This is a genomic window from Parabacteroides sp. AF14-59, from assembly GCF_003479515.1.
GTDB classification, from domain to species: Bacteria; Bacteroidota; Bacteroidia; order Bacteroidales; family Tannerellaceae; genus Parabacteroides; species Parabacteroides faecis.
In genome coordinates, this window is the sequence record NZ_QUHH01000010.1 from 100,864 (window position 1) to 127,340 (window position 26,477).

General features: G+C 43.6%; 14 protein-coding genes. All 14 read right to left on the reverse strand.

The window, feature by feature from the left end; all coding sequences use genetic code 11:
• Nucleotides 1-13: 13 nt before the first annotated feature.
• The 14 genes from DWW23_RS12625 to tyrS all read right to left on the reverse strand — a co-directional run bounded on the left by DWW23_RS12625 (nt 14) and on the right by tyrS (nt 26,374).
• Entirely contained in the window at nt 14-2,482 is a 2,469-nt protein-coding gene (locus tag DWW23_RS12625) for a hypothetical protein (RefSeq protein ID WP_147382609.1), read from the reverse strand.
• 129 nt (nt 2,483-2,611) lie between these two features.
• A complete protein-coding gene (locus DWW23_RS12630) occupies nt 2,612-5,506 on the reverse strand; it encodes a hypothetical protein (protein ID WP_147382610.1) in 2,895 nt (964 codons plus the stop codon).
• Nucleotides 5,507-5,549: 43 nt separating this feature from the next.
• Nucleotides 5,550-7,679 (reverse strand): hypothetical protein, encoded by a 2,130-nt coding sequence (locus DWW23_RS12635; protein ID WP_122353646.1) that lies wholly within the window; start codon nt 7,677-7,679, stop codon nt 5,550-5,552.
• 172 nt (nt 7,680-7,851) lie between these two features.
• On the reverse strand, nt 7,852-9,714 hold the full coding sequence (locus tag DWW23_RS12640) for a RagB/SusD family nutrient uptake outer membrane protein (protein WP_122353647.1): 1,863 nt from the start codon (nt 9,712-9,714) through the stop codon (nt 7,852-7,854).
• A gap of 11 nt (nt 9,715-9,725) precedes the next feature.
• The gene (locus DWW23_RS12645; RefSeq protein ID WP_158583182.1) at nt 9,726-13,094 is read right to left on the reverse strand and encodes a TonB-dependent receptor; all 3,369 of its coding nucleotides are present in this window, start codon (nt 13,092-13,094) and stop codon (nt 9,726-9,728) included.
• 206 nt (nt 13,095-13,300) lie between these two features.
• Nucleotides 13,301-14,290: a FecR family protein gene (locus DWW23_RS12650; protein WP_122353649.1), complete on the reverse strand. Its 990-nt coding sequence runs from the start codon at nt 14,288-14,290 to the stop codon at nt 13,301-13,303.
• Nucleotides 14,291-14,368: 78 nt separating this feature from the next.
• Nucleotides 14,369-14,953, reverse strand: coding sequence for an RNA polymerase sigma-70 factor (locus DWW23_RS12655; RefSeq protein ID WP_122353650.1), 585 nt, complete (start codon nt 14,951-14,953; stop codon nt 14,369-14,371).
• 409 nt (nt 14,954-15,362) lie between these two features.
• A complete protein-coding gene (locus DWW23_RS12660; protein ID WP_122353651.1) occupies nt 15,363-16,214 on the reverse strand; it encodes a sugar phosphate isomerase/epimerase in 852 nt (283 codons plus the stop codon).
• 21 nt (nt 16,215-16,235) lie between these two features.
• Nucleotides 16,236-17,747, reverse strand: a complete 1,512-nt coding sequence (locus tag DWW23_RS12665; protein WP_122353713.1) for a Gfo/Idh/MocA family oxidoreductase — start codon at nt 17,745-17,747, stop codon at nt 16,236-16,238.
• 13 nt (nt 17,748-17,760) lie between these two features.
• On the reverse strand, nt 17,761-19,404 hold the full coding sequence (locus DWW23_RS12670; RefSeq protein ID WP_122353652.1) for a SusD/RagB family nutrient-binding outer membrane lipoprotein: 1,644 nt from the start codon (nt 19,402-19,404) through the stop codon (nt 17,761-17,763).
• A gap of 30 nt (nt 19,405-19,434) precedes the next feature.
• Nucleotides 19,435-22,851, reverse strand: coding sequence for a SusC/RagA family TonB-linked outer membrane protein (locus tag DWW23_RS12675; RefSeq protein WP_122353653.1), 3,417 nt, complete (start codon nt 22,849-22,851; stop codon nt 19,435-19,437).
• A gap of 164 nt (nt 22,852-23,015) precedes the next feature.
• Nucleotides 23,016-24,110 (reverse strand): FecR family protein, encoded by a 1,095-nt coding sequence (locus DWW23_RS12680; RefSeq protein ID WP_122353654.1) that lies wholly within the window; start codon nt 24,108-24,110, stop codon nt 23,016-23,018.
• Between the two features lie 114 nt (nt 24,111-24,224).
• Nucleotides 24,225-24,779: an RNA polymerase sigma factor gene (locus tag DWW23_RS12685; protein WP_122353655.1), complete on the reverse strand. Its 555-nt coding sequence runs from the start codon at nt 24,777-24,779 to the stop codon at nt 24,225-24,227.
• 302 nt (nt 24,780-25,081) lie between these two features.
• The gene (tyrS, locus tag DWW23_RS12695) at nt 25,082-26,374 is read right to left on the reverse strand and encodes a tyrosine--tRNA ligase (protein ID WP_122353656.1); all 1,293 of its coding nucleotides are present in this window, start codon (nt 26,372-26,374) and stop codon (nt 25,082-25,084) included.
• Between the last annotated feature and the right edge of the window lie 103 nt (nt 26,375-26,477).

Consider the following 26,477-nt stretch of genomic DNA (forward strand, 5'->3'; position numbering starts at 1 on the left):
TATCAATCAACACCTATTCCCTTATACTTTCCTTATTTCCCAATGCCTTAAATTCCACATCGACAGAGGGGGCTTTGGGGGAAGAGAAGTCGCATTGTACCGTCACATTGTTTTTCCCTTTATTCCAAGAGGTCGTTCCAGAAACATCAAAACGCTTACGCGGTTGCCAGAAAGCATCGCAAACATAGACCGACGTGCCATCGCAATACAGCTTATCTCCCGCTTTCAGCAGCTCCTGTATTTGAATCGGAGCGCATCCTTCCACCAGTATTTGCATGTTTGTTATTTGAGCAGATACGTCTTCACCGGCTTTAACCACCGCATAGAATTGCACCGGTTGTTTCTCATACGGATTGTCGAAAGTAAATTTACTTAACAAAGGTTCTCCCGTTTGTACGGAACGATACTTGTGGATATTATCCCCTTTCAAGGTTACTTCATACAGGTTCCAAGCCTTATCGCCCGCCTTTTCCAAATGGAATTCGTTTTTAGGATTCTTCATCTTCTCTCTTTGTGCAGCTGTTAACAAATGGTTGTTGCGCACTTTCTGCCATTCACGGATGGCCTCAAAAAGGCGGCTCTTAAATCCGCTCTGTTCGATGCTTTCGTCTACGCGCAATAAATAGCCGGCATCAAAAGCGGCACTACGTGCCTGGATCCATTCAATATCTTCCGGCCGATAAGTCTGTTCCAATTTAAACCAACCCAACATGCCCGGCATCAGGTTACGTTCGAAATAACGCTGGTTTTCCAAACGGTAATTGACCTGGCTTTCACGCAGATTGTCGTACCAAGGTTCTCCCCAGTTCATGAAAGAATAGATATGCCACCAATAATGGAACGGTGATGAGCCACAAGAGATAATACCTTTCTGATCCAGGTCGTCAAACCATTGTTTCAGGAACCTGGAAGCCCCATATAAACCATGTCCCGTAGGTGACCCACCGTAGTAACCGTCGAAATCCATCAATCCGACTCCCGTTTCATTACACACTTCAGCCAAACGTTTTGCAAAAACATCACTCAAATGAATATCCGGGAAAAGACCGCTATAACAATTATTCAGCAGCTTATCGATCTTTTCACCCGTTTTATGAGCCGTTGGTTTCGTTCCGAACTGTCCGCGAGTGCAATCCAACAATTTATAAGGTTTATCCGATGTCACCTCCCGATACGACACAATCTCTGTCCCAATCTTTGCCGAATGCGTTTCACCCAAATAGGTAAAAAATTCCGGTGATTCAATTTCTATATCCTTATCAGTAGCACTGATCTCTTTTGTTAAAACAGAACTTCCTGAAATGGCCAGGCTATCACTAGGCACGGGAGAGACATACGGGTCGTGCGTAGAAGTAAACATCGTCAGTGTATGTACGCCGATTTCAATGCCACGAGCTTTCGCTTTGTCGGTAAATGCTTTAATTTGCTCTGCTCCCTCCGGAAAACGAGAGGTGTGTAAATCAAAATGTCCCCAGCTTTTGAATAGGTCCCCGATATGAACCAAATTGAAGTTACAAGAATCGGCATAATTCAATGCATTATCCAACAAACGACCCTCATATAACATATAAGCCGGATTCCGGAGTTTCCGTTTTTTGATCCACTCTCCGTTCATCATCGGATGTGGCAATCCTTCCTGCACCTCGATCTTCCCTATGACATCAACCGCTTCCGAAGAGGGTGCGGCAAACAAGGCAATAGAACTTCCTACGAAATCCTGATCCAAAGCCGTCACCGTCTGTCTCCTTCCTATATAATCTATCACTTTTTCTTTTCGCCAATCACGTGCGAAAAATTGAATATCACTACCATACGGACGTGCTACAGCCGCATTCCCCCTGATCATACGTACATATTCGGGCATATCTCCTTCTTCATTCACATTGATGTCGTACGTTTGCTGTCCGATCTTATCTTTCAAATCGTCGGGCACCTCTTGTCCCGGCAGCGGATCGATGTAACAACCGCCTGTAGCATCATCGCCCAGATGAGGTCGTCCTTCTGTCGTGTTGATACCGAGTGCCTGTACTCCAACGGCAAACACGGTATCGCGTACCACTCCCACCGTCTCTCCTATATATTGAGATATATCGGTTGCATAAGGTCCCCAGGCAATAGCTTCAATCTGATCACGATTACTTAACGAAACCAATGACAAACGGATATATCCGTCTTTTATCTCTTTGGAAACGACCGCTTCCGATTGGTTGGCAAAGGTCAGTATCCATTTATCAGCTTCGGTTTTCAAGCCAGTAGGCAGGATATACTCTTCCCCGTCATAGAGGCTCAACACAGGAGAGGAACTCTCTTTTGCCAAGTAGTTCACACCGGTTCGGTTGTCTGCCACTTGACGGATAAACCCTTTTCCATCTACACTGAATGTGGCATACTGAGTCGATAGTTCATCGACATATGATTGATTGCATGCGCATAGCATTAGAAATGCTACTACACAAATACTGCTAATTTTTCCCAATCTCATTGTTTACAGCTTATTTATCGGATTTTCCTATTTATACTCATTTTTCACAAACAAAAATAATGCTTACTGATAAGCCATAAAATAGCAAATAATTGTCTATTCCATGGATTATTATTGTTTCTACTGTAGTCAGTTTTCAGATGAGACAGGGCAAATCTTATATTTGTAATAGTGCGGTTTGTGTTCAAAATGAACTTGGTTGGTTATAGGCGCTTTGTTAACCACCGTCATACTATTTCCATCCTTATCCACCGCTTCTATATCTACACCTAATGCTGAAAATCCAAGTAAAGACAAATTGAAATCAACCTCCTCTAAATCTCTAAGAGGGATAATTTCCCAACCAAACTTTTCTTTCTTCAACATATAAGACCCTTTACCACCAAGTTCTCCCTTTTCTACTTCCCCATACGTATCGATATAAAATAAATGATCGGAATAAACCTTGTCAAGTAATTTACCCGTTGATGAGGCAGGGTTTGTAGAAGAAACAGAAAACAAACGACTTCCAGGCAAAACAGCCAAAGTTCCATATTTAGGCAATGAATAGTCGCAATCATTCTCTTTAACTCCCCACGGCTGATCGGAAAAGTTGGCATAAATCTTTAAACCACTATTATATTCAACCTGAATACAAGGAGATTTTAATAAATCTTTTTTGATTGCATCTGAAGATGATACATAAGATTTGCCATCAAAATACCGGATACTTTTCACCGGAATCATCGAATAGCTATTTTGGAATGGTTGCAAGAAAGCATATCTACGAACCGCATCGAATCCCTCTGACAAAATACCAATATTACCGAAAGCGTAGGCATAAGCAACATAGGCCTCGTTAGATACATTAGACATTCCGTCCATTTCCAACGGATTAATCTTCAATAATTGAAAATCAGGGAATATAGGTAAACTATGATTCATATGTGAATAATTCCCATCTAACAATCCTGCATAGAACCAATGTGTACCACCTTCTGAATAAACAGGACCTTGGTAGGCACGGCGTTCGTTCATCAAAGTCATACCAATATATTCAAATACAGTACGAAATTTTCCTGCTCCAGGAGTACGATAATCGTAATCCACCCGATCCATAGGAGAAATACAAGTCTCTACATCGCAATAAGAGAAGTTGGTCCCAAATGTCTTATGTATTTGTGGAGCCAAAATGGCCTGTTGTTCCCAACCTATAGTTACTTTATTAGCATAGCATCTACACCAAGCAGGCCCCCAACCATAATCTTTGTGGCTAATACGTACCCAATCTTCATTCCACAGAGCATTTACAGGAGCAAAATCCATGTAATTTGAGTAAAAACCAATCCTCCAATCTTGTCCTTGTACAAAACGGACATATTCTTTCAGGCGCTCTATTCCCAGATCAGGATTAGGTATCGTTCGAAACGTATAACTTTCTCCATCGGCACGCCAAAAATCTTCGTGATAGCGAATACTAACTTTTTCTACACCTTTAGAACGTAAATCGGTCACGAACTTTCCTAATTTAGGAAGATCACTTCCACCGTTGATCGCCCACAAACGATCTACCTGATTAGAACGCATTGGAGAAGCCGGGTTATCAATCGTCGGGAATACTTCGTGTACATCAGGTGATACGTTAATGAAAAGACGTTCACGTAAGGGATTACGCTTTTTGTTATTCAACGGATAATATTTTACTCCGCCATTGTAAGTGGCTTTACCCTCTTTGATACCCTGTTCTCCACCATAATACATGGAAGCATTGGTATAATACCAATCAAACATTGTCAAATAGAACAGATTGTCGGCATACAGTATGCTGGGAGCATCAGCCGTATAGGAATCATTGGCAAAAGGGTTATACACCAAGAAAGGGACCCCCACCAATTTACCATCCGACACGTTACCTGTTGTGCCTAAGCAGATCTCTTCCACTTTCCCATCCGCTGCTTTTTCTTCAATCGTCCAAATCAAAGATTTCTGCTTGATCGTATAAGAACAATCAAAGCGTTGGCTCAACCCCTTTCCTACTGCTTTATAACGAATGAACAAAGTATCGTTTTCTAGTCTCTTATCCATAACTATCCACTCTGCTTCTGTTCGTTTTTCAAAAAGGATCTTAGCGTTGGCATTCACCTTTTTCTCTTGTCCGTCACACAAAAGTGTCACGCCGCCTATCGGATAGGCCGGGTCTACTTGATACATCAGCTTAGCATCTTTCCCTTCGTATGAGAAAAGGAATTTCTCGTCTTGTTGCTCCACACGATTACTAAATCCTGTCGTCTTATTCGTCGGTAAGATCGTCTCTTCACGAAGCGGAAAAGGTAATCTCTCCGGGAACGGTTTAAACTTCATCGGCTTCAAAACTTCTTGATATCCATAGATAGGGCCCAAGAAAATATTGTTCTCCACATCCGGTTTTGTGCCATTCCCTTTAAACTCCAATCCGATGAATGTAATCGGTCGGGCAATACTATCATTCAATTTGATATGGTTCAAAAACCAATACTTGTAATTCATATTCCGCCATAACCATTCTTGCATGAACGGAATTGTTATCTCCCGGCCTTTGGCATCCTGGATAACGGCATAATGGGCCATGGCTTCTCCGCTGTTCTCCCATAACCAATGGTTTCCATAATTCCAAAAGTTGATGCAATCCCACTCTTTCTCAAACTTGTACGGTTTGACGAGCTCTACACGAAATCCGGCTTTTGCCTGCTTAGTCTTGTAAACAACTTTTCCACTGTAATCACCTATTACCCGTTGCTCTTTAGTTCGATATAATGTGACTTCGGATTGATTTGCCCGAACCTGCCACTGCGTACAATCATCAAAAGTAAACAGTGGCTCTCTGGCTTCTGTACGCCCTTCCATTTCATAAGGTTTACTCCCGATGCTTTTTTGCTTCGGATCTTGATTCATTCCTCGGATCGCCTCTCCATATTCCAATCCGTTTGTCTCTTGTGCTTTTCCTTGTTGGATATTCAGAGCCAAACACAGCAACACACATGCACGTAATAATTTATGTTTTAACATATTGTCTAATTTATAAGAAACTACCATCAAAAAATTTCAGGATCTATTTAAGCGCAATATCCGATGAAAGAGTTCTCGGATCGACACGCTCACCGGAAGTATTCACTGTATATAGCGTCCACGTATGATCATTGGTACGTTCCAAATGGTACCGGTTCTCTTGAGCTTTCATTTCTTCTTTCAATTCTTTAGAAAAAATGTCGGCACGCCGAGCGTCTTCCCACACACGAAAAGCCTTAAACACGCGCTTTTTATCCAAACATTTTTCAACAGCGTTTTCACTTAAACCAAGCATATAAGTAGCATTCCATGCAACAGCCTTTGATTGTAGATTCTCTATCACTTGTTCATCCCATTCCGGTTGGAAATTTTGGATACCGAAAGTGGGACAAATGAAATTATTAACATTACCGTTCCTTTCATCTTTCCCCTGAATTCCGAAAGAATTGGTTACAGGGTTAAACATATTGTTTCCGCCACCAATATTTCCATTCCCCATATATAGCCAATTACCATACATGATACCAGATCCCATCACACGAAGTTCATTTCCGCCATATGTATGAAACTTCTCAAACAAATTCCGATAGAATCGTTTCATAGAATAATAGCCATGTCCTTGATACATGAAACTTTCCTGCCCATCATAATCGACATAATCCATGCCACCGTCAACCAATAACCGCGCATAATAATCGGCATAATCGTCTTGAAGATTCATATCCGGAACAAAACCATTATAACAGTTCATCTGTAATTTTGCCAACACCTCACCCGCTTTATGTGTTTGAGCCACTGTGTTGTAAGCACCACGCTTCACTCCTTTCAATGTATAAGGTTGGGTTGTTGTAACTCCTTCGTAAGTAAGTAATTCTTTTCCTAATTTCAAAACATTGAGTTTATTGCAATGCCAAGTTCCCCATTCATTTAACCAACTTGTATCAGCCACACAAATATCCGTTTGAGAAGCATTCAAATCGTGAGTGATCGTTGTTTTCAGTACCACACATAAGCTATCATTAGGAATGGGACTGACATCACTGCAATGTGGTTGCAAAAATTCACACAACGTATGTAACCCATAAGCGATTCCAGCCTCGTTCGTCATTTTTGTAAACTCAGCGATAGAAATTTGTTTTCCACCATAAGAAATCATCTTATCCGCCCATCGATTTGCCGGGTTAACATAATACTCTCCCAAACCTTCATCCTGTACAGCGCGTACTCCCAGCTGAGTTGCATAAGAGATCAAACTATCATGCCGTCCCCACCATGCTAAATCGGCACAAGCAGCTTTCGGATCACGAACCCATTTCCCTTGCTGAGTAATATAAGGTAACCCTTCCTCCAAAACGACTTTTTCATAAAGTTTTAACGTATGTTCTTTAGGACAAACAAAAAATGCAACCGATGATCCTAAAACATCCTCATCTACAGCCTCCACCTGATGATGCTTAGGTACATTCACATTTTCAAAACCTGGTATAAGTGTAAAAAATATATCACGGGTAGCACGGCGATCACGCGAACTCATTACAATGTAAGAACCATATTCCGGTATATACTCTGCCCCATTTCCTTTATTGAAAAAGAAATGACCTTCTTTCCGATTCGTAAAAGCAACATCGCTAATGCCATCTCCACCTATACGCAATCGCTGCCCCTCATATAATGAATCCGGCAAAGGGTATTTGATCGGATCTGATGTATGTACTCTGTAATACATTTGGTGCATATCTCCATCTGTAGGAAGACCGGTATTCGTATTGTCATTGCAGGCTACCATACCGATCGTACAACGTTCATTACTGACCACTCCCAACAAATCTCCAATATATTCACGTATCGTGGTATAATAAGGTCCCCACACTACATGATCCGTTTTACCACGATTAGTCAGTGATATAAGTTTAAACGTCAAGTACTCTTCTTTTTCTCCTACTTCTATAATAGCTTCAGCTCCATTTATATATGTCAACATCAACTTTTCGTCGATTTGTCGAGCCGAAACAGGCAAAATTACCTGATCGTTACCGGCATAAAGAGCCAATAAAGGAGAACTTTTCTTATCAGATAAATATTCTATATTATCGACTTTACTGTAGATACTCGTTAAGAATCCTGTAGAATCCATCTTTAATACTGCATAATCCGTTTCAAAGCAAATATTCATCTCTGCCTGATTGCACGAAAAGAATAGTGAAGATATAACTACCCACACCCATTTTAATAAGATATTTTTCATTTGTCTCATATAAGATTTGAACAGGTTCGAAAAAGCAGAGTAAAAGATCTTTAAAACAAATATCTTCTACTCCGCTATAAAAATAAATGAGTTTTCAGTATTACTTCAATGGATCAAATGAGCCACCCCATTCGTTGTTTTGTTGTGACATATCATTGTCGAAGTTTGCTCCTATAGTCTTGTCCCCAATGGCACCAAACCAATGCTTGGTGGAGATATTAAACGTGGAAACTTCAACTTGCTTCACATTAGGCACGAAATCAATATGGAAAAATTTCTGCGTTTCAGCATCTTCCAACGTACGTGTCCAGTCGAATTTTCCAGCTTCTTCCTCATCCCCGTTAAATACCACATACAGGTTGTTGTAATGTTTCTGGGCATTGATGTTGCCGAAATTCATCCAACGGCGGAGGTCGCCATAACGGAAGTTCTCTTGAGACAACTCAGCTGCACGTTCGTTGTATAATAAACGACGAACCCCTTCGATCGTGTTATACACATCCAACCCATACCCGATAGCGCCCGCACCTTTATCGATACCTGCACGTTTACGGATTGCAGCTACATAACCCAACGCTTCATTTATATGACCTGCTTCGGCAGCACATTCGGCAAGGTTCAGGTAAACTTCACCCAAGCGTAAACTGATAGCATTATTTTCACCTTTATATGAATCTGCATTATTCAATCCCGGAGTAATGGCTTTTAACGGGAAGAATGATCCATAATGGGTAGTTCCGGCATTACGCTCAAGCTGTATGTTGGACATCGCTTTATAGAACGTTTCTGTCTTCACATACGAAGTCCAGAAATACTGCCCGGCAGGAATTTCCAACGACGGGAACTCGCAACCTGGAACTGAATAAGAGTCGTAGAAACGTGGATCCATTCCGTTCACCAATTTGTCAAGAATTTCTGCATTGTAAGTAGCATCCGTAGAAAGGCGGTTTACATCCAGTTTCTGGCTCTTATACTCTTCGTTTTCGTAGATAGCTATAGAAGAGCCATCCTTCAACGGGAATGAAAGAAGTTGAGGTGTTTGCGGCACTTGACGGCATGCCCATCCATGGGTAATATCTTCAGGAAGATATTGGTTCATGTCATAATACGAATCTGGATATTTGTAATGTCTATAGATCAAGGCTTCCGTATTAGGCTTCCCTTTTGTCAACCAAATATCGCCAAATTTATCCATCAATTTATAGCCATTCTTTTCAGCATATTCAAGAGCTGCCTTATTAGTTTGATAGGCAGCTTCCCAACGCCCCTTGTCGTTGGAGCGATTGAATAACTTACTAGCATACCACATTTGTACGCGTCCTTTGAAAGCCATGGCAGCACATTTGTCAATACGCCCATAGTTAACACCCGACCAACGGTCTGGCAAACCTTGGATGGCATCATCCAAGTCTTTCACAATTTGTGCCATACAATCAGAAGTAGAACTTCGCTTCACCATCAATGAAGACAGATCGTTCACATCCTGCGATTTGAGAATCAGAGGAACACCACCCAAGTCCTTTACATAAGACCAATACCGGTAAGCCCGCCAAAACTTGGCTTGTGCCACCACTGCATCTTTATCCTCAAGAGCCATGACACTTTCCGGTACTGTCTCCAACTGCTCAAGCAGGTAGTTAATCTTGTCAATAATTGTATAATTAAAATCGACCCCATAGCTGGAAGCTGAAATGTTTACCCCACGTAACCACTCGCTCATGCTATCGTTTGAATCCGTTGTAAGGTCCGTGTCGGTATCAGACGTAGAAGACCATCCCGGCACTATGCCGCTATAGATATCGGTCAGATATGCTTGGATCATTGTTTCATTCTGCCACACATTATCCGGATTAATCGCTGATTTGTTTTCGTAATCTAATTGGCAAGAAGACAACGCCAATACGCATACCGACAAAGTCAGGAATTTACGTCCACTTTTCTTTATTATATTTAAGTTGTTCATAGAATTTATGTTTAAAAATTAACACTTATACCACCACCCAGAGTTCTCATCACAGGGTAACCAACACCGCTCCATCCTGGGTTCAATTCCGGATCCCAGTGACCGAATCCAGAGATGTAGAATAAGTTCGTACCTGTTGCAAACACCTTGATACTAGAGATTGCGTTACCTAGAGGCTGGGCAAAATTAAACGTGTAACCGATATTTAAATTGGAAAGACGGATATAGTTCGCCTTCTTCCAGAAAAAATCAACATCTGTCCAACCATATGAACGATAGTCGCGCGGAGCCAACATAGGCAGGTTTGCATTGGGGTTTTCCGGAGTCCAAGAATTTTCAATCCATTCCATGTTCCACATCTGGTTGTCATGATAATCTCCTATTACACCAAAGTTTTTATGATTATGGAATTTACCGGTGAAAGTAGCTTCTACAGAAAGTCCCTTCCAAGTGGCACCCAAATTCAAGCCCATATAAACCGGGTTATTGTTGTTGTATAGGATATCTTTATCATACTTGTTGATAACACCGTCTTTCACACCATCAGGACCACTCTTATCAATATAGACGAACGAACCGGGACGAAGATCTACACCACCACCTGAAGGCATGACATAATTAGGATTTTCCTTTTTGAAAGCATCTACTTCCGCTTGCGAACGGAGGATACGTCCTTCATAGGCAGCAATATAACTACGGTCTTTACCTACGGGGATTTCCCAATCCAACAAACCGGCAGCATAATCCTGAACCTTTACATTGTTCCATCCGTATGACAAGTTCAAACCGGCATGCCAATTGACATTACCTGTCTTATCTTCCCATCCCACACTGAAATCAAAACCTTGTCCGTTGATCACACCGTAGTTCTCAGCCGGCATCGTCTTGGAGAAAGTGGTCGGTAATGAATTTTGGCGGTTACCAAGGATATCAAACGTATGCTTGTGCCAATATTCAACAGCACCGTGCAGATGATCCAGGAAGCGGTAATCTACACCGACGTTGATACCGGTAGATTTTTCCCAAGTCAGGAACTCATTCACCAAACTTCCATACTGCAAACCGTTATTCAAAGCAGCGTTTTCGCCAAGCATGTAGTTACCGCCACTCTTATAACTGGTCTGCCATTGCCATCCACCGACAGCGTCGTTACCTGTTAAAGCGATAGATCCGCGCAATTTCAAGAAGTCGAGCCATTCAACATCTTTCAAGAAGCTTTCTTCAGAAGCGACCCATGCAGCCGATACAGCGGGGAACACACCCCAACGTTCGCTAGGTGCAAAGTTCATGGAGCCGTCATAACGAACAGAGAGGTTCAAGATATATTTGTTGGCATAATCGTAACCGCCGATAAATACCCAAGAAGCACGTCCACCGTCTGTATCAGGACCACCATTGGAGAACTGTTTATCGGCAGAAGAACCGGCTGCCCAGAACTGATCGGTCTGGTACAACGGGAACTGGTCGCGTCTACCATATACATAATAGTGATTGTAGTTCGAAGCCTCATATACGGCAGCCGCATTCACATGATGATCTCCCCAACGTTTATCGTAATTAACCTGGAAGTTCAACTGTTGGTAAGTCCACCAATTGCCCGAAGCAGAAACACCGGCACCTTCATTGCTGACATAATAATTAGTCAAATTGTTTACATCGATGATATGGTTGTTTTCACCTGATTTTATTGGATAATAAAACCTTTGCAGCTCAGTGTAGTCTTTACTACGCGATGAGTTCCAACTTCCCAAATAAGAAGCCTTTACGCTCATTCCTTCTATCCATGGCAATTTATAAGTCAAGCTGACGTTGGCTTCGGGTCGTATCCAGCTATTTTTTCTGTAACCGGAAGCACCTTCAGCAGCCGCAGCCGGGTTACCATATGCCCATCCGTCGCCAATCCACTTACCGTCAGGCGAACGTGAAGGCATATATTCAAATGATACACGTGCTTTCGTGTAAGTTGCATCTGTACCTTCTGTTGGAGAAGAAGCATAGTTTGTATTCGTATTAGCAACAGAAGCGTACAATTGCAAATCGTCGGTTATGTTAGCCGTCACATTCAAACGTATATTCAACTTATTGTAGTCGGTTGACTCCATGAAACCACTCTGTGTATAGTAATTAGCAGCCCCAAAGAATTTGATTCTTTCCGAACCGCCGCTGACGCTTAATGCATGATTCATCACGTAAGGTGTATGCCATGTATCATCAAGCATGTTAAACCCTTGCCCAGGAAGGTTTTTGGCCCATTCCAACTCTTCATCACTCCAACCTGAACCTTGGGGAGCAGTCAAGCCGAAGTTTTTGTATGCCTGATTAATAGCCCTACCTTGCTGATAAAGATTCGTCAAAGCTACTTCTTGCGTAGCAAAATCGGCAGAGAAGTTGGCTGTATAGTTAACCGATATCTTCCCTGAGACTCCGGAACGTGTCGTAACCAAAATAACCCCCGCATCCGAACGTGCTCCATAAACAGCAGCCGAAGCGGCATCCTTCAACACGCTTACCGATTCAATTTCATTCGGACTTAAATTATTGAACGTTTCCGCATCACGTACAACCCCGTCAATTACAAACAACATCGGTGAGGAATTCCACGTCGTACCGGTACGTACTCCTACACTGGCCTGTTCGCCCGGCTTACCGGAAGGAACGGAGATATGCACACCTGCCATTTTACCGACCAGCGACTGTGCGGCACTGTTTGTCGGAATCTGTGCCAACGATTCTGTGAATTTGGTAGTTTCAACAGATCCAGCCAATAGCCCTTTCTTCTGGGAGGTATAGCCCACTACGACCACCTCTTCCAAAGCCTGGGTGTCTTCTTTCAGAATAATCGAAAATTTATTTTTTTTACTTACAGATATTCTTTGGGTTATATAACCAATATAAGAGATTTCAATTGTTGCATTGTCGGGCACTTCCAAGGTAAACTTTCCGTCCATATCCGTAGTTGTTCCTGTACTTGTTCCCGGAATGGACACGTTCGCACCGATAATAGGTTCGTCATTATTATCAAGCACGACTCCTGTTATCGTTTTAAGTTTCTGGTTCACACCCGGTAATTCAGACTTATCAGCTTTATATAATACAATATGCTTGTCACTGATCGTATACCGAATATTCTCACCTTTGAATATTTCATCCAGAATATCTGTTACCAGCTTATTCTTTACATTCACAGATACTTTACGGTTTACATTCACCTGATTTAAGTTGTAAGTAAAATAGAATGAACTTTCTTGCTCTATCATCGACAAAACATCCTGTACTGTCGTATTCTCCATATTCAATGATAGCTTAGCCGATTGCGAGTAAGTGACACTCGCCGTGATTTGCATTGTACCCAATAATAAAAACAATAAGATACACCTCATAATAAATAGACATTTCCGGAGCCATGACGATTTATGCGTACCGCATGGCATACACTTCTTAATAAAATTCATACATTTGTAAATGATTAGTTAGTAATAAATTTAGGTTGTCTCTAATGCGTTACTCGCTTAATCCGAACCGGGGATGTTTGCAGCATCTTCGGTTCTTCATTTTTATAACATCCATGTCTTCTTCATAAGCATTCTCATTTTATAGGTTTATAAATCTGTATATGATTCCCCTGAATTTCATAATCCAGTTTGCGGGTATCTTTCAATAAAGTAAGTATCTGATTTATTTTAGCTGTTTCCTTGAAACGGCAAGTAAATAATTCCGTATTGAGTTCCTGATCTTTCACTGTAATATGAACATTGAAACGACGTTCCAGATCAACTACAATATCGATCAGTTGTTTATTAATATAAGCCGCTTCGCCCACCGTCCACGATTTGACTAAAGAGGTGTTGACCGTTTTATTGACTATCAGGCCGTCATCTTTAGAATAGGTAACCTGCTCATTCGGTCTTAGAGTTACTTTATGTTCATTGTCATTTGTAGCGACTTCCACTTTTCCTTCTGCCAACGTTATGGAAGACGGTTCTTCATTGTATGCTCTCACATTAAACTTCGTGCCCAATACTTTTACCTGGAGTAAATCAGCATGTACGATAAACGGCGCTTTTTCATTATGTGCGACTTCAAAAAAACCCTCGCCTTCAAGCTTAACATCCCGCATCTTTGATGAAAACTGAGCAGGATAGGTAAATTTACTATGAGAATTCAGCCAGACTTTTGTACCATCGGATAAGGTTAAAGAAGTCCTTTGACCATTAGGGACTTCAATCGTATTCATGGAAGAGGGCTGTTCCTGCAATAAAAAATAAAGATTAGTACTTAATAATCCGATCAGCACAATTGCTGCAGCATATTTCATCCATGAAATATAAACAGGACGTCTCCGGCTTATTTCCACTTTTACTTCCTTTTCCTGCAATCCAGACATAAAACGTGCATAGGCCCTTTCGACCTCTTGTTTGTCGGAAAAACGTAGCTGGTCTTTCAAACTCCAGATACGCTCCATCTCAAACAGCCAATCAGCATTTGCCTGATCAGAAGCAATCCATTGATCGACCACCTTTATTTCTTCCGAAGTACATCGGTGGATTAAAAATCGTATTAGTATTTCTTCATTCATAGATCTTTCTTATCGTTTATATAAAGAAGACAACTGGGGCATCGGAAACTACGTAGTCAAAAATGAAAAAAGTTCATATTAATTTATAATCTGGCAAAAAGCTATATATAGTATCAGTAAATCTTTTAAATCTTCCCGCAGGAAAAGTACCGCATTACGGACATGAACTGCGACTGTACGTGGTGATATTCCAAGTTTATCTGCAATTTCTTTGTGGGGTAAATCTTCATAGTAGCATAAACGGAACACTTCTGCCGCTTTAGGTGACAATTTTTTCACGGAAGCTTCGATCTGTTCACGAATATCCCAATCAATCACTTGTTTCAATACATCATTTGTATCGGTCCGGTCATTCAAAAAAGCAATACGTGCTTCGGCTATTCGTATTTTAGCATTATACTCTTCTATAACCTTTTGGTGTTTCAGATAATTCAAACAACGGTTCTGAAGGGATTTAAAGAGATAGGATTGTACGCTATTTACATCAATTTGTTGTTTTTGTTCCCAATAGAATATAAAGATATCCTGCACCAGATCTTTCGCTGCCTGTTCATCCACAAAACGACAAGCCAACGACAGCAGCTTCGGATAAAAGTGAACAAAGAATCTTTTAAAAGCTTCCTGATCCCCTTCCTGTATTCCATGTATATCAATAGGCCCCAAGTTGTAATAGTTTTAATTAACAATAATATCTATCAGTGGTAATACCAAGTTCTTGAGGAACTACGTCCTTATTTTGCGATAAAACGTTTAAAATCAAGAGTGTAAACAAAACTACACAATTATCTTCAAATATTCATTTTTAAATATTATTTCTCTGTTTATAACAGCTCAATGGATTTGTCCTATTAAATTAACTATTTATAGTATAAATAGATTATATTTGCGGTGGGAGAAATATATTAGTTCCTCAAGAACTTCATACCAATACCTAAAACGGGGGAAATAACCGGAATCCTTTAATTTATATAGCCTGGAGAAACAGGCATAAAAAATGAGATACAAAGACTATAACAAAAATAGCTTTGCACCTCATTTTTTATGTGAATGGGATATTATTCTATATCCTTACTTATTCGGTCAGTTCATTGAAATATCGGATGCACTCTTTTATATCCGGCACGGAATTTTCCCAGTTGTATTCATATTCTATAGAAAAAACACCCTTAAAATGTTGCCGTTTCAGTTCCTGCAACATTCCTTTTACATCGAGGATACCGGTTCCCCAAATGACGTCATGCTGTTCTGCCTCTCCCGCCTGTTTGGGGGCAATATCCTTAAAATGCAGGGAGATGATACGGCCTTCCAGTTTTTTCAGGCAATCCAACTGGTTCAAACCTTCCCGGCGCCAGTGTCCGACATCGGCACAGGAGCCGATCATTTTACTACGTCCGCCGATTGCTTTCAGCAGATTATCCGGGGTCCAGTAATCGGATGGTTTGGGATGATTGTGGACGGATATTTTTATGCCATACTGCTTGACCAGCTTCTCTACCAGGTCCCAGTCATCCAGAGCCGGTTCGCACGTGATGAACTCCATGCCCATCCCTTTGGCAAACCGGAACATCTTTTCCCAGTCTTCCGGCTTTTCCGCCACATATACCCCCGTAGCGATGATCTGTATGCCTTTGGAGGCAGCCAGTTCTTTCAGTTCTTTCTGCGTCCGGGCATCCAGGTTAAAATCGAAAACCTTCTCACCCCATTTTCCTCCCAGCTTATGGCCCGGATATACTTCTATATACTTCACACCCAGCTCCCGGGTCTTATCCAACGCCTCCGTCAAGGGAAAGAGATGGAAGGTATAAGATTGGATCGCTATCCTCCAATCCCGTTTTCCGGTCTTTGCCTGTTCCCCGGCAGATAAAAAACACGTAAAGAACAGGCAGCAAACGATCGGCAACAGTATTTTATTCAGTCGTTTCATCTTATTACACTTTATCGGTTATTAAGGCATATCAGGTAAAGAGAATCCGTTCTCATACGTATGTTTGATCCATTCGGCAGCCATTTCAGCCGCATTGAAATCGGCATAACGGCGGTCGAAGCGCGGATCTCCGTCGATCACTTTGAAATCGTCTGTCGTCACGATCTTTATCTTGTCGTTCGGCGAGATATTGGTGAAACGCATATTCTCGCCATCCCATTGCAATTCACGATGCAACCCGTACAAGCCGGAGAGGCGCACGGCCAATACACCCATCACGACCATTTCATTGAACGGACCGGAGAACTGGAAATTAGACGAGGCTTCCGTCCTGTTCGCAGCCGATTCCTTACAAGCGCGAATCCAGTCCTGTTCATGTGCATTCGTATTCCATATATCGCCATTGCCGCCTTTGATACGGGGTATGGTAGGTTTGGGCTGGTTGAAATTTTCCATGGCAGAGAAGGGTAACAAAGTCGGATTCATGCCGTAACAACCGGTCATGATCTTGCCTTTCGTACCGATAAAGATGATACCGCCGTTCTCATCACCCATCATTTCGCCGTCCTTCAATTCTTCCGGACGGGGAGGAACCAGGCCGCCATCATACCAATAGACCTTTACCTCCGGCATTTTCACGTTCCCTTTCGGGGGACGGGCCGGGAAAGTATAAGTCACCACCTGGGCATGAGGAGGAGAATACAGGTTGCTAAGGGTGGAGCTTCCGATTACACTCGTAGGATATTTCAGGTCCAAGGCCCAATAGAGCGGGTCCATGATATGACAGGCCATATCGCCCAGGGCTCCGGTTCCAAAATCCCACCAGCCGCGCCAGTTCCAGGGAGTGTAAACCGGATTGTACGGACGTTTCCGGGCAGGACCGATAAACAGGTCCCAGTCCAGCGTCTTCGGACATTTCACGGCCGTTTTCGGTTCCTGCAGGCCCTGCGGCCAGATAGGACGGTCGGTCCAGCAATGCACCTCATATACATCTCCTATTATACCGGATTGTATCCATTCGGCTATCTGGCGGCACCAGTCAAACGAATTGCCCTGGTTACCCATTTGAGTCGCCACCTTATACTTCTTTGCCAGGCGGGTCAACAGGCGGGATTCGTAAACAGAGTGGGTAAGCGGTTTCTGGGTATAACAATGTTTCCCCAACGTCATCGCATGGGCTGTCACCCCTGCATGGGTATGGTCGGGAGTAGCCACCATCACGGCGTCGATCGAATCGCCCATCTCATCGAACATCACCCTCCAGTCCTTAAACTTACGGGCATTCGGGTAATCATTAAACGTCTTCCCGGCATACTGCCAGTCGATGTCGCAAAGGGCCACGATATTCTCCGTATTCATGTTCGCCAGATTGCGGCGTCCCATTCCACCGACCCCGATCCCTGCAATATTCAGTTTATCACTCGGAGCGGTAAATCCGAAATTACGCCCCAATACATGCCCGGGAACGATGGTAAGACCGGCGGCGGCAAAGGCCCCGGTCTTTAGGAAAGTTCTTCTTGAAATGTTTGTCATGATACTTTGGTATTTATTTATTTTTAGCATCCCACCACATACGGGTCGTCGTCTTGTCTTCTCCGATACGGGATACTACAGCATTATAATTATCTTCGTTCACAATGACCTCCTGTGCGGGATAAGTGATACGACGGACAGATCCGCGCCAGTCACGTTCGCCGGCCTTCACCACGTAGCCGGGTTCGGGAGCAACGAACGGCTCCAGGTCCGGTATATTCAAACGGCGATAGTCGTTCCAGGCTTCCCAGCCATTATCCGGGAAGTTCGCCAGGTATTTCTGGGTAATGATCTTCTCCAGCTGGGAGTCGTGGGAAGCTCCTTTATGGTCGAAAAGAACCGTCGTACCGTAGGCATTCGGCATTGTCGATTGCATATACTTTCCGACAGTTTCACCGGAGATTCCTGCATCAGTCATAGAGGCTTTGATACCTTCTTCGTAGAATTCTTTCGCACTACCTCCCATATTCCAGCCACGGAGCGCCCCCTCCGCACGCAGGAAACAGATTTCCGAATAATACATCAGTATCTGGTCGCGATTGAACTGGATCGTAAAAGGTACTCCCGGAGTTTTCGTATCGCTCACATAATAGACACCGATACGGGAGTTATTCGTACGTGCATTCTCAGGAAGTTCCCGCTCCGCTACCGGAAGGCCGGAAGGAACACCTTTCCATCGTCCCCGGAAATCTTCCGCCGCCCCGTTATATTCATTGGTAACATTGAAATATACCGGCCCACGCGGATCGATGTATTCAGGAACGCTGATATAACCATTCCCTTCCGGGAAAGGAACGCCGCCCAGTCCCGTCAGCAGTTTCTCCATCGAATAACTCATCGTCTGCCGTTTTCCGTTGAACAGATGGGCATTGGCATAATAAAAGCGGCCGTCAAAGATGTAACTCTGGCAACGGTATATCTTTACATTATCGCTGTTAGATGCTAACAACGCACCAGCCTTCACCGCTGCTTCGGCTTCTTCCTGTGCTTTCGCCGGGTCGACTTCGGTCAGACGCATGGCGAGACGCAACCGCAGGCTATTGGCGAAACTCTTCCAGCGGGAGATATCCCCGCTAAAGATCAGGTCGCCTTTACCCGGATCAGCCGCCTGCGTATCCAATGCGAGGGAGGCTTCGGTCAGTTCGTTAAACATATCATAGTAAATATCTTTCTGGGGGTCGTACGGGGCAGCCAATCCGGAACCGTCGGCAGCCTGGAAGTAAGGGATATCTCCCCACAGGTCGGTCGCCCTGTGGAAGAGCCAGACTTTCCAGATACGTGCGATCTGGACAGTATTCACCAATTTGGGATCATCCGAATAGTTCTTAATTATTTCATTCAGGGCATCGATCCATTGCCAGTGCATATCCCAGAAATCCTGTGTCCAGCTTTCTACCGGTACACAGTTGTTCGAGGCATACTTATCATTGGCAAAATACTGGGCGAAATTGTCTACATACAGATTATGTATACGCTGATACATATCCACGTCCAATGTCCCTTTGATCATCGTAGGAGTCAGCAGGAAGGTAGGATCTACCGTTTCCGGCGTCGGGTCATTCGGGTTAAGATTGATACTGTCGAAACTCTCACACGAGGTTAAAGCCGTTCCGCAAAGGGCTAAACCAAACAAATATGATTTTATATGTATATTCATATCAGATACTATTAAAGGTCAAACAATCGTTCAGAAAGAGACATTCAGGTTAAAACCGAAACTACGCATGGAAGGCAACGAAGCATATTCAATGCCCTGCCCGTTCCCCGTACTGTAGGATGATTCGGGATCGTATCCCGGAATATTGTTCTTGATCAGCCACAGGTTACGTCCGACAAAACTCAGTTTCAGATTCGTGAAAGGAGTTTTCGCCAGTATTTTATTAGGGAACATATAACCGACGGTCAACTCACGCAAGCGCAGATTCGTACCGTCGTAAACAAACTCTTCACCTGCACGGGATACACGGTCCCAATACGCCTGCGGATTGGCAGCAACGGTATTCTGCTTCCCGTCGGCAGTCACTCCGTCCACAACGATACCACCGGTTCCGGCATACCATTCATCACGTCCCTGCAAGGAAAGCTCCGTCGTTCCGTACTGCGAACCGCGAGCCAGGGAATTGACGAATATATCCCCGCCATAACGCATATCCAACATAAAGCTGAAAGATAAATTCTTATAGGTAAACGAGTTTATCATACTACCCGTCCATTTGGGCATATAGTTGCCGATTTGCGTATTCATATCGCTTTCCAGCAACGGCAAACCGTTTTCATCGATGATCTTGCGGCCTTGTTCATCCCGCTGGTAAGCCCGTCCGTACAGATCTCCGTACGTGCTGCCTTCCGTAGCGACGATGTTCACGAAGTCGGTACTAGCCAGGATAAAACGTCTGGAATCAGGATGCAACTCTTTGATCTTGTTCGTATTCTTCGAGTAATTGACAGATACGTTCCATTCAAAATCTTTCGTCCGCACAGGCGTTCCGTTCAGAACGATCTCTATACCGGTATTCTGGATATTCCCGGCATTGATCATCCGGGAGCTTTTACCCGTCGTCGAAGAGATCGGCAAAGCCAGAATCTGGTTGGTTGCATTTTTCTTATACCAGGTAAGGTCCAACCCCAACCGGTTATTAAAGAAACGGATATCGAAACCGGCTTCCGTCGATTTGATCAATTCCGGCTTCAGGTCTGCCAGAGGGATCGTACTGGCGGTCGATGCCCCTTTTATATCATCGATAACAGTGTAAATACCATAAGTAGTCAGCAGGCGGTAAGGATCGGTATCGTTACCTACTTCCGCATACGAAGCTCTCAGCTTTGCCAGGGACAGCCATTCCGGTACATTCACTTCATAAGAACGGAGCATATCCGAAACCACCCAACCCAGTCCGACCGACGGATAGAAGAACGAACGGTTCTTGTAAGGCAAAGTAGACGACCAGTCGTTGCGGGCAGTCACATCCAGGAAAATCCAGTTCTTATAGCTCAACTGGGCAAAACCGTACAGGGAGTTCACCGATTTCTTACTGATATAATGGCTCGGTGTCGGCGTTTCCCCGTTGCTGATCGCAAAGAAATCGGGTATCGCCAGCAGGCCTGTAGACATGGCGTATGAATTATTCTGCTGGAACATCAGGTTACCGCCGACGCTCAGACTACCGGAGAAGCCGGAGTCCCACCAATTGTCTTTGGTGGCCGTTATCAAAGCATCTGTATTCCGTTCCCGGAAATCGCTTGTGTTCAGGCCATAATCGCCTTTGCCGTTGTATTTTCCATACGGGGTGCCGGAAGCATGGCGCCAATCTCCTTTTTCCCAATACATATCTTCCCCATGACGCAATTTAATAGTCAGCCAGGATGTCGGTGTATATTGCAAAGCCAGGAAACCGATGAAACGGTCGCGCTGATTGTTATTCTTATTAAAGCCGGTCGTATAATAAGGATTCAGGACATAGTTCGCCTCGTCGGTCGTCCAGCGTTTCACGACACCATCCTCGTTCACACCACCTGCCATATCCAAATAATGCACATTCCGGGGCATCATCAGGTAATTCGCCATGATGTTTTCAGGACTGCCTGTCAACTGCGGGCGGTTCCATCCCCGTTGTTTCACGTAGTTGATCTTGGCATCCAGGGAAAGCTTTTTACTCAGATTGACCGTAGTACGGAGATTCATCATGTATTTATCCTGATAATTGGTCGGGATCACTCCGTCCATACGCTGGTATGACAATGTTCCGCGGAAAGAAATTTTTTCGTTCACGGCATTTGCCTCCAATGTATTCGTTGTCGTTACGCCGGTTCCCAGAAAGTCGGTAATGTCATTATCATAAGCCGAATAGGGACGTTCCTGACCTGTCCAGTCTTTCAACATCTGGCCTTCCATCTTTGCTCCCCAGCTATAATTACTGTTCGCATCGAACGTGCCATTCGTACCCTGACCATACAGATTCTGCATCTTGGGTTTGACCAGCGGGTTCTCCATCATAACATTCGAATTCCAGGTAATACCCAGGCCCTTCACTTTTGAACCTTTCTTGGTCGTAATCATCAGGACACCGTTACCGGCACGGGCACCGTACAAAGCTGCTGCCGCCGCTCCTTTGAGGACGGAAATCGATTCGATATCGTCGGGGTTGATGTCCGACAAACCGTTTCCTCCGTCGCTGCCGCCCCATTGATCGATACCGGATGTCCCGCTATTAAAGTTATTAACGGGAACACCGTCCACAACGACCAGCGGTTCATTGTTTCCGGCAATAGAGTTATTTCCGCGGATGATTATGCGGCTGGAACCTCCTTCGCCATTACCGCTCCGGCTGATCTGTACACCGGCAAGCTTGCCGCTCAAACTGTTCAGCACATTACTTTCGCGGGCTTCGGTCAGGGATCCTCCTTTCACCTCCTGCACGGAATATCCCAATGCTTTCGTTTCGCGTTTAATACCCAGGGCCGTTACGACTACTTCTCCCAAATCCTCCGTGGCAGGATGCAGGATGATCGTCAGGGAACGTTTGTCGCCTACCTGAATCTCCTGTGAGATGTATCCGATATAGGAAACGACCAACAAGGCATTCGCCTGCGGTATTTTCAGACTGAAACGTCCTTCCATATCGGTGATCACGCCATTATTGGTTCCTTTCACCAGAATATTGGCACCGATGACCGGTTCGCCGACATCATCTTTTACCACGCCGGTAATATCGATCGTCTGCTGTACCGATAAAAAAGAGGATTCTTTGGCTTCTTTTCTTTTTACAAGGATCTGGCGGTTATCGATCTTATAGGTCAGATCCGTTCCTTTAAACAGTTCGTCGAGTATAACCGTGATGGGCTGGTTATGAAGGTTCACATCGACTACCTTACGCGAATCGATTACATTATCCAGATATACAAAAACAAATTCACTGTTCTTTTCTATATAATTGAAAACCTCCTTAATAGGTTTATTATTCATCTGCAAAGTCAAAATAGTCGACTGTGCATAGGTATCTGCAGCCAATACGCTACTTATACTCAGGTTAATTAAAAAGCAGAAAAAGAAAACACTTTTAGGTATTTTGGTAAGTGTTTTTATCAAGGCATGTTCTTTTTTCATACATTTGTAATGATTTTTCGTTAAACAATAAATAGTTGAAAGCTAACGTTTAATTGGAAACCAGACCGGATAATATTCCCAGTATTATCCGGTTATTCCATCAATTCAGACTCACTCCATAAGCAGTACGATTTAAAAGGTTAATAATCTCGATTTATATTTTATCACTCGATCACTTCTACAGTAATGATGTGATCTGTTTTATTAAATGTTACCGGGGCAAAACCTGCAACCAGGCCGAGGACCTCTTCCAGGCTATCCCTCAGATCCAATTTTCCGCTCACATAATAAGGCTGGCCCTTTTTATGTTCATATCTGATCTCCTGCCCGTAATAGCGGGACAAGCGTTTGAATACGGAGTCCAACGGTTCTTTGTTGAATATCATCAATCCTTCGGTCCAGCAAACATATTCCGAGGCATCCACCTTCCGCGTACTTGTCACCGATCCTTCCATGCTGAACAACTCGTCAGGCGATAAAGTCACTTTCTGCCGGGCTTTGGTCTCGACTTCTACCTTTCCGGAAACCAGTACTACCGACGATTCTTTATCCTCCTGATAAGCACAGACCCCGAAGGATGTTCCTAATACCTGCACGCTCATGCCTTCCGTCTTCACATAGAATGGGCGGTTTACGTCACGTTTCACTTCCAGGTATACTTCTCCGTCTACATATATCTCCCGCTTTTCCCTGGCAAATACTGCCGGATACGTGACTTTGGTTCCCGAATTCACATAAATATGCGTTCCGTCGGCAAAATAGATATGGGTCCGTTTCCCTTTAGGGACAATGATCTGGTTATAGACGGCAGGCTGATTCTTGTCGAAAACGACATTCTGGTCTACAGTCTGTGAATTAACAACGACCGTCCCGTCATTCTTATATTTCAGGCTGGCATTATCATCGACGTCCATTTGCTTTTCGCCGGTGGTGACAAGTAATATCTTATCACCTGCCTCCTGCGGTGTTTGGAAAGTTTGAGCCAGTTCTTCGATAGGTCTTTCATCTGCCGTTACCATATATAATCTGAAAGAGACGCCAGCGACTGCGAACAGGACTACTGCTGCAGCAACAGCATAAAGGACCTTGCGCCGTAAGGTACGCCGCTCCGTCATTTCAATACGTTCGGTGATCGCATGCCAACTTTCCTGCTCCCCTTCGCTATATTTTTCTTCTTCGTATTGCCGATAGAGAGGAAGCTGTTTACGGGCCATTTTTCCAAACTGTATCTTCTGTTCTTTACCTGTAGCAGATTTCATCCTTATTGATCTTTATTTATACCAAGAACACCTCCCATTCAAAATAGTACTCAACTTTTTGAAGAAAAAGACGAATCGGATAAGATTTTAACATTTACAAGCTAATTTTCCTTCCTAAAGAGAGAGATAAAAGTCACGAAGTTTGACCAACGTCCGGGAGATCAGGTTTTTGGATGACTGGTAATTAATACCCAGCACCTCCCCTATTTCCTCATAGGACAGATCGCGGATAAAACGGAGATAGATAGCCTCTTTCTGGCGTGAGGAGAGTTGCTCTATGGCTTTCTGAAGTTTCTTTTTCTGCATCCATTCTTCATCATTATCAGTGAAACGATCCATAAATTCCTCATCGACAGCCAGATCGAAAAGAAATTCCTCGATCGTCTCCATCCGCATGGAATTGGACAGTTCTTTGAACAGACGATGTTTAAGCGCACAAATAAGGTAAATGTTGATGTTGAGGGTCGGACTGAGGTTTTTCCGATTTGTGTGCAGCTTCACGAACAGGTCCTGAATGCAGTCCCTGACCAGTTCCGGATCATCACAGAGCTTTATGCCATAAGCCAGCAACAACCGGTATTGTTTTTGGTAAATATGAGCAAATGCCTTTTTGTCTCCTTTCAGGAAAAGGTCCCACAATTCAGTATCGGATAACAAAGAATAAGGCATATTTCAATTGCTAAAGATGTAATGTGCCACCAAAAATATCCATTTATTTTTATTTGAACTAAACATTTAAGCAGTTTTCTATGAAATATAAATTATGCCACCAAAAGGGAGAGAAAATAAAGAGGTCCGAGACATAAGTCTCAGACCTCTTCACTCTGTTGTCCCACGAGGACTCGAACCTCGTCAGACAGAACCAAAAACTGTAGTGCTACCATTACACCATGGGACAATCCGGCGCTTTATCTAAAGCGATGCAAAGGTAAGAATAAAATCTTACCCTGCAAGCGTTTTTCTTATTTTTCTTACTTTGCGATCAGCAGGTAATAGTTCTTTTTACCTCTCTGAACCAACAGATATTTTTCATCCAACAGGGAAGAACAGTCGATAACCGTTTCTGCATCAGCCAGTTTTTCCTTATTCAGACTGATACCGCCACTCTGTACCAATTTACGCATCTCACCTTTAGACGCAAAAACGGCAGCCTTTTCAGTAAGCAAGTCGATTGCCTTTACACCGGCACTCAACTCATCACGGCTGATCTCAAACTGCGGAACGCCATCGAATACAGCCAGCAACGTATCTTCGTCAAGCTTCTTCAATGCTTCGGAAGTTGAATTGCCGAACAGAATATTGGAAGCTTCAACAGCTGCTTCGTAATCTTCCAGAGAATGAACCATCACAGTGATTTCTTTTGCCAGACGTTTCTGCAAAGGACGAAGATGAGCGGCAGCAGCCTGTTCTTCTTCCAGGGCAGCGATCTCTTCTTTGCTCAAGTCTGTGAAGATTTTGATATATCTTGCTGCATCGGCATCACTTACATTCAACCAGAACTGGTAAAATTTATAAGGAGAAGTGTAACGACGGTCCAACCATACGTTACCCGATTCAGTCTTACCGAACTTACCACCGTCGGCTTTCGTGATCAACGGACAGGTAAGGGCAAATGCTTCACCACCCGTTTTACGGCGGATCAGTTCCGTTCCGGTAGTGATGTTACCCCATTGGTCGGAACCACCCATCTGCAAGCGGCAACCTTCGTTCTGATACAGGAACAAAAAGTCGTACCCCTGCAATAACTGATAAGAAAATTCAGTGAAAGACATCCCTACACTCGATTCGGAGCTAAGACGCTTCTTTACCGAGTCTTTCGACATCATATAGTTTACAGTCAAATGCTTACCGATATCACGGATAAAGTTCAGGAAGGAATAATCCTTCATCCAGTCGTAGTTGTTCACCAACTTGGCTGCGTTAGGAGCATCCGAATCGAAATCCAGGAACTTAGCCAACTGTTTCTTTATACTGTCCTGATTGTGACGAAGTGTTACTTCATCCAGCAGATTACGTTCTGCCGACTTCATTGAAGGGTCTCCGATCATACCGGTGGCACCACCGACCAGAGCGATAGGACGGTGTCCGGCACGCTGCAAATGCTTCAGCATCATTACACTAACAAGGTGTCCGATATGTAATGAATCGGCCGTCGGGTCAATGCCTACGTACGCAGAAGTCATTTCTTTCTGTAACTGCTCTTCTGTTCCGGGCATCATATCATGAATCATGCCCCTCCATCTTAATTCTTCAACAAAATTCATCGTTTTAATTATTCATTATTATATAGTTAATGCGGGCAAAGATACGACTTTATGCGGATACACAAATTATAAAGTGAACATAAACGCAACATAAAAAGAACAT

Excerpts from the sequence above, each read along its gene's own strand:
- DWW23_RS12625 (WP_147382609.1), bottom strand. The coding sequence starts at position 2,482 with ATGAGATTGGGAAAAATTAGCAGTATTTGTGTAGTAGCATTTCTAATG.
- DWW23_RS12685 (WP_122353655.1), bottom strand. The coding sequence starts at position 24,779 with ATGCCTTATTCTTTGTTATCCGATACTGAATTGTGGGACCTTTTCCTG.
- DWW23_RS12650 (WP_122353649.1), bottom strand. The coding sequence starts at position 14,290 with ATGAATGAAGAAATACTAATACGATTTTTAATCCACCGATGTACTTCG.
- DWW23_RS12680 (WP_122353654.1), bottom strand. The coding sequence starts at position 24,110 with ATGAAATCTGCTACAGGTAAAGAACAGAAGATACAGTTTGGAAAAATG.
- DWW23_RS12635 (WP_122353646.1), bottom strand. The coding sequence starts at position 7,679 with ATGAATATTTGCTTTGAAACGGATTATGCAGTATTAAAGATGGATTCT.
- DWW23_RS12660 (WP_122353651.1), bottom strand. The coding sequence starts at position 16,214 with ATGAAACGACTGAATAAAATACTGTTGCCGATCGTTTGCTGCCTGTTC.
- DWW23_RS12675 (WP_122353653.1), bottom strand. The coding sequence starts at position 22,851 with ATGAAAAAAGAACATGCCTTGATAAAAACACTTACCAAAATACCTAAA.
- tyrS (WP_122353656.1), bottom strand. The coding sequence starts at position 26,374 with ATGAATTTTGTTGAAGAATTAAGATGGAGGGGCATGATTCATGATATG.
- DWW23_RS12645 (WP_158583182.1), bottom strand. The coding sequence starts at position 13,094 with ATGAGGTGTATCTTATTGTTTTTATTATTGGGTACAATGCAAATCACG.
- DWW23_RS12665 (WP_122353713.1), bottom strand. The coding sequence starts at position 17,747 with ATGACAAACATTTCAAGAAGAACTTTCCTAAAGACCGGGGCCTTTGCC.
- DWW23_RS12630 (WP_147382610.1), bottom strand. The coding sequence starts at position 5,506 with ATGTTAAAACATAAATTATTACGTGCATGTGTGTTGCTGTGTTTGGCT.
- DWW23_RS12640 (WP_122353647.1), bottom strand. The coding sequence starts at position 9,714 with ATGAACAACTTAAATATAATAAAGAAAAGTGGACGTAAATTCCTGACT.
- DWW23_RS12670 (WP_122353652.1), bottom strand. The coding sequence starts at position 19,404 with ATGAATATACATATAAAATCATATTTGTTTGGTTTAGCCCTTTGCGGA.